7 protein-coding genes are annotated in these 6,717 nt (G+C 69.9%); 4 read left to right on the top strand and 3 right to left on the bottom strand.

The genetic code is table 11. The features are described from left to right. Positions 1 to 586: 586 nt before the first annotated feature. A complete protein-coding gene (gene tyrS / locus AB0M35_RS14220) occupies positions 587 to 1,873 on the bottom strand; it encodes a tyrosine--tRNA ligase (protein WP_363745243.1) in 1,287 nt (428 codons plus the stop codon). A gap of 98 nt (positions 1,874 to 1,971) precedes the next feature. Between tyrS and AB0M35_RS14215 the strand changes: the two genes are divergently transcribed. The 4 genes from AB0M35_RS14215 to AB0M35_RS14200 all read left to right on the top strand — a co-directional run bounded on the left by AB0M35_RS14215 (position 1,972) and on the right by AB0M35_RS14200 (position 4,392). Next, positions 1,972 to 2,364 (top strand): PaaI family thioesterase, encoded by a 393-nt coding sequence (locus AB0M35_RS14215; RefSeq protein ID WP_363745189.1) that lies wholly within the window; start codon positions 1,972 to 1,974, stop codon positions 2,362 to 2,364. Positions 2,365 to 2,493: 129 nt separating this feature from the next. Next, a complete protein-coding gene (locus tag AB0M35_RS14210) occupies positions 2,494 to 3,720 on the top strand; it encodes a divalent metal cation transporter (protein ID WP_363745187.1) in 1,227 nt (408 codons plus the stop codon). After that, complete coding sequence (locus AB0M35_RS14205; RefSeq protein ID WP_363745185.1) at positions 3,717 to 4,097, top strand: hypothetical protein; 381 nt, start codon at positions 3,717 to 3,719, stop codon at positions 4,095 to 4,097. Before AB0M35_RS14210 ends, AB0M35_RS14205 begins: the two co-directional genes overlap by 4 nt. Beyond that, a complete protein-coding gene (locus tag AB0M35_RS14200) occupies positions 4,084 to 4,392 on the top strand; it encodes a PRC-barrel domain-containing protein (protein ID WP_363745183.1) in 309 nt (102 codons plus the stop codon). Before AB0M35_RS14205 ends, AB0M35_RS14200 begins: the two co-directional genes overlap by 14 nt. On the opposite strand, the gene AB0M35_RS14195 is transcribed toward AB0M35_RS14200, so the two are convergent. Further along, on the bottom strand, positions 4,340 to 5,713 hold the full coding sequence (locus AB0M35_RS14195; RefSeq protein WP_363745181.1) for a hemolysin family protein: 1,374 nt from the start codon (positions 5,711 to 5,713) through the stop codon (positions 4,340 to 4,342). The genes AB0M35_RS14200 and AB0M35_RS14195 overlap by 53 nt on opposite strands. A 247-nt stretch (positions 5,714 to 5,960) precedes the next feature. After that, positions 5,961 to 6,710: a glucose 1-dehydrogenase gene (locus tag AB0M35_RS14190; protein WP_363745179.1), complete on the bottom strand. Its 750-nt coding sequence runs from the start codon at positions 6,708 to 6,710 to the stop codon at positions 5,961 to 5,963. Positions 6,711 to 6,717 lie beyond the last annotated feature (7 nt).

Below are 6,717 nucleotides of genomic sequence, written 5' to 3'. Positions count from 1 at the left end.
CCCACAAAAGGCCCAACCCAGTCCGGGGTAAAAATCATACTTGGCACTGGCTTATCAAGCACCCTGTTGAGTTCTCAAAGAACAACCACACACCATCAGACAACCCACCAGGGCCACCATCCGGGGCATCCGTTCCGTATCCCGCACCCGCCGCTCTCGCGCCGGGCACTTTTACTACGTTACCCGGTGGTTTCTGCCGTGTCAAATCGGCTTGCGCCGCTTTGTCATGCTTCAACCCATTCTCCGGGCACCACGACCCGAATCGGCTTTCGCCGTTCCTGTCATGGTTTCGGCAGGCCAGCCGCTGCGGTGTCCCGCTAGCGCGCCTGGGGCCCTGCCGGCGGCCAACCATACCCGGTCGGCTCCGCCTCGCCAAATCCGCCTCGCGGCGGGTTCGGGGCACCACCCGGTCCCGGTCTCGATGCGGCGTGAGCCGCCCGTGGCCGGAGGTCGGCCTGCGCTCCGGCCTTCAGGCCTTTCGACCTGTTTCGTCCGTTCCGCGCTGGCAGAGAGAAAGTTACGCGTCCGGCGGATTGATCGTCAAATCCGCCGGACGCGTTCCGCGTCACACCCCTCGAACGCCGCCTCAGACGTCCAGTTCCACACCGGCGAACGACCGCTTGCCCCGACGCAACACCAGGTACCGGCCGTGCAGCAGGTCGCCGGGCTCGATCACGGCGTCGGCCTCGGTCACCCGGGTGTTGTTGACGTAGGCGCCACCCTCGGCGATCACCCGGCGGGCCTCCTTCATGCTGGGCACCAAGCCGGATTCCTTGAGCAGCACGGCCACTTCCGGCAGTTCGCCGAGGCGTACCAGGCCGGCTTCGGTGAGCGCGGCGCGCAGCGTCGCCGCCGACAGCTCCGCCAGGGAGCCCCGGCCGAACAGTGCCTGGCTGGCAGCCACCACCTGGGCCATCTCCCGCTCGCCGTGCACCAGGGTGGTGAGTTCCTCGGCGAGGGCACGCTGGGCGGCACGTGACGCCGGCCGTTCCGCGGTCTCCTTCTCCAGAGCTTCGAGCTCTTCGCGGGAGCGGAAGCTGAAGTAGCGCAGGTAGCGCCCGACGTCCCGGTCGTCGACGTTGATCCAGAACTGGTAGAACGCGTACGGGCTGGTCATCTCGGGGTCGAGCCAGATCGCGCCGCCTTCGGTCTTGCCGAACTTCGAGCCGTCCGACTTGGTGACCAGCGGCGTGGTGAAGCCCTGCACCGGGCCGACGCCCCGACGACGGACGTAGTCGACGCCGGCGGTGATGTTGCCCCACTGGTCGGAGCCGCCGAACTGGAGTTGGCAGCCGTACCGGCGGTGCAGCTCGTAGAAGTCGTTGGCCTGTAGCAGCTGGTAGCTGAACTCGGTGAAGCTGATGCCGCTTTCCAGCCGGGCCCGGACCACCTCCCGCGCCAGCATCTTGTTGACCGGGAAGTGCTTGCCCACGTCCCGGAGGAATTCGACCACCGACATCTCGCCGGTCCACTCCAGGTTGTTGACCAGGAGGGCGGCGTTGTCGCCGGTGTACGACACGAAGGGCGCGAGCTGGTCGCGGATGCGCTGAACCCAGCCGGCGACCACCTCGGGCGGGTTGAGGGTGCGCTCGGCGCTCTCCTTCGGGTCGCCGATCTGCCCGGTCGCGCCACCGACCAACAGCAGCGGGCGGTGCCCGGCGAGTTGCAGGCGGCGCGCCGTGGCGACCTGCATCAGATGGCCGACGTGCAGGCTGGGCGCGGTCGGGTCGAAGCCCACATAGAAGACGGCCGCCGGGCCGTCGAGCAGTGCGCGCAGCTCGTCGGGGTCGGTGGAGTCCTGGATCAGGCCGCGCCACCGCAGGTCGTCGGTGAAGGAGTCCCGCCCGGCCGGCGGGAGGTTGCTGTCGGTCACGGTCACCGATTCTCCCCCATCAGCGCCTCTGTGCCCTACCGGGTTCGCACCGCTGCGACCTCGGTAGGGTGACGTTGCCAAGATCGTGGGAGGCCGCCATGGAGATGTCCGAGCTCTCGACCGGGTTCTTCGCCCTACTCGGTTTGGAGTACGGCGAGGCCAGCGGTGACCGGGTGACGATCCGTTGGCGGGTACGCCCGGAGCTGCTGCAGCCGTACGGCATCCAGCACGGCGGGGTCTACTGCTCGGTGGTGGAGACCGCGGCCAGCGTGGGTGCCGGTATCTGGTTGGGCGAGCGCGGACGGGTGGTCGGCGTGTCGAACCAGACGGACTTCCTGCGGCCCGTCGGCGACGGCGAATTGACTGCGGTCGCCACTCCGGTGCACCGGGGGCGTAGCCAGCAGTTGTGGCAGGTGGAGATCAACGACGCCAAGGATCGCCTGGTCGCCCGGGGACAGGTCCGCCTCCAGAACCTCTACCCGGACAGCTGAGCCCGGCCGGATCATCGTGTGAGCCGGAAGTCGTTGCGCGGCAGAACCAGCCCTATGCCTGTTTCGCGGTAGTTTGCGGCTTGGCGGCGATATTGTCGCGTCGATGACCGAGCCCGCGACGCCGTCGACGTGAAGAAGCTGCTCGCCGCCACGCTCGGCATCCTCTCCGCGGTCGGTGGCTTCGTCGACATCGGCGACCTGGTCGCCGCCGGGCAGGCCGGCGCCCGCTTCGGCATGGCGCACTCCTGGGTGCTGCTGCTCGGCGTGATCGCGATCTGCGCGTACGCCGAGATGGCCGGACGGATCGCGGCGGTGACCGGCCGGGCGGTGTTCGACCTGGTCCGGGAGCGGCTCGGGGCGCGCATGGCGCTGGTCAACCTGGTGGCGTCGTACCTGGTCACCGTGATCACCCTGGCCGCCGAACTGGGCGGCGTGGCGTTGGCGTTGCAACTGGCCAGCGGGGTGCCGTACCTGCTCTGGGTGCCGGTCGCCGGGGCGGCGGTGTGGCTGGTGCTGTGGCGGGTGCGCTTCCCGGTGATGGAACGGCTGTTCGGACTGGCCGGGTTGACGCTGGTGGTCTTCGCGGTGGCGCTGTTCTGGTTGCCGACCGACTGGGCGGCGCTGGGGCGTGGCGCGGTGAGCATCGACGACGGCGGCCAGGGTTGGGGAGCGTACTGGTTCGTCGCGGTGGCGCTGTTCGCCTCGACGGTCAGCCCGTACGAGGTCTTCTTCTTCTCCTCCGGCGGCGTGGAGGAGCGGTGGAGCGCCGCCGATCTGGCCGACGCCCGGTTCAGCGTCCTGGTCGGCTTCCCGATCGGCGGGTTCCTCGCACTGTCGCTGATCGCCACCGCCACCGTGGTGCTGCGGCCCGCCGGCCTGACGGTCTCCGACCTCGGCGAAGTCGCGCACCCGGTCGTGCTGGCCTTCGGCGGGGTCGGCCTGGCGATCGCGGCACTGGCGTTCTTCGCGGTCACCTTCGGCGCCGCGTTGGAGACCGGACTGTCCGCCGCGTACGCCGCCGCGCAGTACTTCGGCTGGCAGTGGGGCAAACGGGTCAGCCCGCGCGAGGCGGCCCGGTTCCACACCGTGCTGCTGGTCAGCCTGCTGCTCGGAGTGCTCCTGCTGCTCACCAGAATCAATCCGGTGACGCTGACCGAGTACATGCTGATCATCAGTGCGGTGGCGCTGCCGCTGACCTATCTACCGATCCTGGTGGTGGCCAACGACCGCACCTATCTCGGTGACCGGGTCAACGGGCGGTGGCTCAACGCGCTGGGGGCCGTGCTGCTGCTGGTCATCGTGGCCGCGGCGATCGCCGCCATACCGGTGGCCATCGGGACCAGAATGGGGCAGTGAGGATCCAGGTCAGTCGCGAGTTGCTCGACCGGCAACTCGTCGACGTCGACGGTCGGCTGGTCGGCAAGGTCGACGACGTGGAGTTCGCCCTCGACGCCCACGGAAGGCCGTACCTGCGGACGCTGCTCACCGGGCCGGGTGCGCTCGGGCTGCGGGTCGGTGGCCGGATCGGCCGGATGCTGGTGCTGACCGCGGAACGGTTCGTCTCCGACCGGCCGATGGTGCCGCTGCGCATCCCGTACGGCCTGGTCGCGCGGATCGACAGTGCGGTGTGGCTGCGGGTACGGGCCGAGGATCTGCCCACCTCTCCGGCGGAGGAGTGGCTGCGCCGCAACCTGATCGGCAGGATTCCCGGAGCCGGCCGTGCGGGCGGGTGAGCTGCTGGGCCGCACCGCGTACGACGAGCGGGGGCGGCGGCTGGGTCGGGTGGTGGATCTGGTGGTGCGCGGCGAGCCGGGCGGCCCGCTGCGACTGACCGACCTGGTGGTGACCCGACACTGGTACGGCCGGCTCAGCGGCCGGTTGATCGGGCCGGAACGCCATCCGGACGGCCCGTGGGCGATCCGCGCCGTCGCCCGGCTGATGGGCCGCCGTACCGTGCAGGTGCCGGTGCACCGACTCAGGCTCGATCCGCCGGTGCCAGGTCTGCCCGAGGATCCCCCGACCCGTTGACGGCAGCGGACTCCGGTGCGTCCTGCTCGGTCGGCTCCGGATCGGCTGCCGATTCGGCGGCGCGGCACAGTCGTACGCCGGTGATGGCACGATCGTCGACCTGGGTGATCTCCAGCCGCCAACCGTCGACGGTGAGGTGCTCGCCGACGGTGGGGATCCGCCCGAGGGCGGCGAGCACCAGGCCCGCGACCGTGGTGTAGTCGCCGGCCGGGCGGGCCGGCAGTTCCACGCCGATGTCCGGCAGGTCGTGCACCGGGAAGGTGCCGGGCAACGCCAACGCGCCGTCGGCGTCGGTACGCACCTCGCGGACGTCCCGGTCGGTCTCGTCGTAGATCTCCCCGACGATCTCCTCGAGGATGTCCTCCAGGGTGACGATGCCGTCGACGGCGCCGCGTTCGTCCACGACCAGCGCCATGTGCTGGCGTTCCGCCTTGAACTGGCGCAGCGCGTCGACCACCGACACCGAGTCCGGCAGCAGCATCGGTGGCCGTACGCACTCGTCGACGGGCTGGTCGGCGCGGACGCCGACCAGGTCCCGCAGGTGGATGACGCCGACCGTGTCGTCCAGGCCGCCGTGGCGGACCACCGGTGCGCGGGAGTGCCCGGAGGCGGCCAGCACCAGCCGGGCCGCCTCGGCGGTGGTGCCGCTGTCCAGGCAGAAGACGCTCAGCCGGGGCACCAGCACGGCGCGCAGCTTGCGGTCGGCGATCTCCACGGCACCGGCGATGATGGTCTGCTGTTCCTTGGTGAAGCCGTGGTGGCCGGCGACGATGTCGCGTAGTTCGTCGGGGCTGATCTCGTCGCGTTCCGGCTCCGGGTTCAGCCCCGCCATCCGGACCACCAGGTCGCTGGTGGCGCCCAGCAGCCACACCGCCGGGCGGGTGAGCGTGGCGAGCAGGTCCAGCGGACGGGCGACGAGCAGTGCCCAGCGCTCGGGGATCTGCATCGCGATCCGTTTGGGGGCGAGTTCCCCGAAGACCAGGGTGACGAAGGTCAGCACCAGGGTGACCAGCACGATGGCGACCGGTTCGGCGGCTCGACCGAACACGTCCAGCAACGGTGTCAGGGGCCGGGCCAGTGACACCGCCGCCGCCGCCGAGGCGAGGAAGCCGGCCAGGGTGATGCCGATCTGGATGGTGGCCAGGAACCGGTTGGGGTCGCGGGCCAGGCGGGCCAGCACCTGTCCGGCTCGGCTGCTGCGGGCCAGCCGCTGGATCTGGCTGTCGCGCAACGACACCAGAGCCAGCTCACTACCGGCGAAGATCGCGTTGATGACGATCAGGACCGCGACCAGGGCCAGCTGACTCCAGTAGCTCTGCACGCCCGGCTCCCTCGTTGGACCACGCCCGGTGGCGCCGCCGGTGGAAGTCCCACCGGCGTAGCGGTGCCTATGCCCAATGGCTCCGACGGTGAATCATCGTCATCATCCGGGCAGGTCGAGCCGTGCGGTCCACGGTTGTGCTCAGGCCGCGAAGGTTCATGGGAGTCGCGAGCGGACGGCCCGCGCGGTCCGGTTCTCGTGACGCAACCGCGATCGCGCGGAGCCACCGTCGGGTATGGCGTGCCCGCTACTGAGGCAGACCCTGGTAGTTGGCCGGCCCGGCGACCTGCCCGCCGTCGCCGGCCACCTCGCTGCCCGTGACGAACCGCGAGTCGTCACTGGCGAAGAAGAGGACGATTCCAGCGATGTCGTCAGGCTCGCCGACCCGACCGAGCGCGATGTTGCTCGTGTCGAAGGTGACGCCCTCGGTCATGGGTGTCCGGATCTGACCGGGATGGACGGCGTTCACGCGGATCCCGTGGATGCCCAACTCCAGCGCGGCGGTCTTGGTCAGCCCGCGTACGCCCCACTTCGACACCACATAGCCGGACATTCTCGGCACGCCCTGAAGGGCACCGACGGAGCCCAGGTTGACGATCGATCCGCCACCGACCCGCTTCATCGCCGGGACCACAGCCTGGATGCCGTTGAAGACACCGATCAGGTTCACGTCCAGCATGCGCTGCAACCGCGCGGCGTCCCACTGCTCCAGCGGCGCCGGGTCGGCGACGCCGGCGTTGTTGACCAGGATGTCGACGGAGCCGAACCGCTTCTCCGTACGCCCGACAAGTGCGACCCACTCGTCCGCTGACCGGACGTCGAGTTTCTCGGCGACGGCCTGCGGGCCGAGTTCGAGGGCGAGCGCCTCCGCCGCGGTGAGGTTCACGTCCGCGATGGCCACGTTCGCACCCTCGGTCACGAACCGGCGGACGGTGGCGGCGCCCATCCCCATCGCGCCGCCGGTGACCACCGCCGTCTTTCCCTGTAGCCGTGTCATTGTCAGT

Origin of the sequence: Micromonospora sp. NPDC051196, from assembly GCF_040682415.1 — a bacterium.
GTDB lineage: Bacteria > Actinomycetota > Actinomycetes > Mycobacteriales > Micromonosporaceae > Micromonospora.
Note: the sequence above shows the minus strand (reverse complement) of the source record. Positions and strands in the feature narration are given on the sequence as shown.